At 34.7% G+C, this 1,377-nt stretch carries 2 protein-coding genes; both read left to right on the forward strand.

The window, feature by feature from the left end; genetic code table 11:
- Positions 1–454: 454 nt before the first annotated feature.
- Positions 455–793, forward strand: a complete 339-nt coding sequence (locus DW019_RS14095) for a nucleotidyltransferase domain-containing protein (protein ID WP_118443979.1) — start codon at positions 455–457, stop codon at positions 791–793.
- Complete coding sequence (locus DW019_RS14100) at positions 786–1,187, forward strand: HEPN domain-containing protein (RefSeq protein WP_118443980.1); 402 nt, start codon at positions 786–788, stop codon at positions 1,185–1,187. Before DW019_RS14095 ends, DW019_RS14100 begins: the two co-directional genes overlap by 8 nt.
- Positions 1,188–1,377 lie beyond the last annotated feature (190 nt).

Raw genomic sequence — 1,377 nt, forward strand, 5'->3', positions numbered from 1 at the left:
TCCCATGAAACACGGAACCTGAAAAAAGTGCCAATGATTACTTGACACAAACTTATTTTGTCTGGAGGTTGAATATATCTCCCGATGATGCTATAATGAAAGTATCAGGGAGAGTTAACAATTATACAGTTTCTCAAACTGATAGAAGTAGCTTGGGAATATACAGTAATGGCAATAAAGCGATGTTGGCAAACATTTACTCCGAAGACGAACAGCAGCACAGGCAGCTATCGCCCAGAAATAGTGAATGCAAGCTAGGCGCGTAGTGCCTAATAAATAAAACAAAGCCCTTGTTGATAAGCATTGCTTGTCTGCGGGGGCTTTGTTTTTGTTTTCTTGAATATTTTGTGATAGAAATTAAACGGTATTGATTTTACGTCCGTAATATATTATATTCTGTATTAAGAGTGAATTATGTTTTGCCTTAGACAATATGAAAAAGGGGTGACAAAATATGAGAAATGATGATATTGAGAGGGTTATTGATATTCTAAAGGAACAAATTCCATTAAGTATGAAAGCACACGTAAAAAAGATTTATATATATGGTTCATGTGCAAGAGGAGATTTCACGGAAGATTCAGATATTGATGTCGCAATTTTAACAGATTGTGACAGGATAGAAGCGAAAAAATATGACGAATCTTTAATGAACATTGTTACGGATATTGCGATGAAAACAGATACAATTGTTGAGTATGTGTGCATTCCGGAAAATGAATTTTATCAGAAAAAATCATGGTATGCTTATTTTAGAAATATTGAAAGCGAAGGAAGGGTGATATATGGATAAAGAGACGTATAGAGTTTTAGCGAGTGTTCGAATGGAAAGAGCTATTGAATTAGTTGACGGAGCAAAAGAATTGTTGCAAAACGAGAGGTATAAGTCTGCTAATAATAGAGCATTTTATGCAATGGAAAAGACGATGAAAGCATTACTTGCGATAAAGGAAATTGATGCGGATTCGCATAATGGATGTTTAAGGCAATTCAATGTGCATTATATTAAAGAGAGAGTTGGTGGTTTTGAACCAGGGGATTATAAGAGAATTGCAAATGCGCAAAGAATTAGAAATGTTTCAGATTATGATGATTTCTATATAGCGGATAAAAAGGAATGTCAGCAACAGGTTGAAATGGCAACCGAATTTTTAAATAAAGCAAGAATATTTATGGAAGCTAATTAGTTGAAATATTAGGCAAAAATCGAGATTAGGACTTGAAGGGTCAAAAGATTTTTGCTACAATCAAATATAAGAAAAAATGCTTGACAGATATTAAGGAGCGTGAAAAAATTTTGACAGACAGACAGACAGACAGACAGACAGACAGACAGACAGACAGACAGACAGACAGACAGACAGACAGACAGACAGA

The sequence above is a fragment of the Clostridium sp. AF37-5 genome, assembly GCF_003477605.1.
In the GTDB taxonomy this organism is placed as follows: domain Bacteria; phylum Bacillota; class Clostridia; order Lachnospirales; family Lachnospiraceae; genus Eubacterium_F.

What these genes read in the sequence shown, in the direction of transcription:
- DW019_RS14095 (WP_118443979.1), top strand. Translation starts at nt 455, where the DNA reads ATGAGAAATGATGATATTGAGAGGGTTATTGATATTCTAAAGGAACAA.
- DW019_RS14100 (WP_118443980.1), top strand. Translation starts at nt 786, where the DNA reads ATGGATAAAGAGACGTATAGAGTTTTAGCGAGTGTTCGAATGGAAAGA.